The 451-nt window shown below is 70.7% G+C and carries 1 protein-coding gene; it reads right to left on the bottom strand.

Going from position 1 to position 451, the window contains the following annotated elements; translation table 11 throughout:
- Positions 1-41: 41 nt before the first annotated feature.
- Positions 42-449, bottom strand: a complete 408-nt coding sequence (locus tag D3D02_RS19775) for a hypothetical protein (protein WP_121571395.1) — start codon at positions 447-449, stop codon at positions 42-44.
- Between the last annotated feature and the right edge of the window lie 2 nt (positions 450-451).

The raw sequence follows: 451 nt of genomic DNA, 5'->3' as shown, positions 1-451 counted from the left end.
CGGCGCAGTCCGTCACCGACCCCGCGGCCGCGGACGACTGACTAACAGGACTTCGCGTCGAGTCCGCCCACCGGCGAGCCGTCGTCCTCGTAGCTCGATTCGATGCCCGAGACGGCGAACATCGGGAGGTTCATCGAGTAGTCGTAGACGACGCTGAACCGCGAGAAGGGGTCAGAGAGGAACGCCGCGGCGGGGCCGACGCCGTCGAAGGCAACCCCCGCCCGGAGTTGGACGATGGAGTCGTTGCCGACGGAGCCGCCGGCTTCCATCCCGAAGCCGCCCTCGCCGCCGAGGTTCTCGAAGACCGAGAGGAAGACCACGAGGTCGATGCCCGCGCCCTCGCCGCCGATGTCGAACTGGTGGCCCTCGCCGGGGAAACACGGCGAGGTCGGGCCGGTCGCGGCGGCGACCGGGGCGGTCGCGACGGCGAGAATCACGGCGAGCGTCAGGG

Source organism: Halobellus sp. Atlit-38R, from assembly GCF_003665925.1.
GTDB lineage: Archaea > Halobacteriota > Halobacteria > Halobacteriales > Haloferacaceae > Haloquadratum > Haloquadratum inordinatus.
Note: the sequence above shows the minus strand (reverse complement) of the source record. Positions and strands in the feature narration are given on the sequence as shown.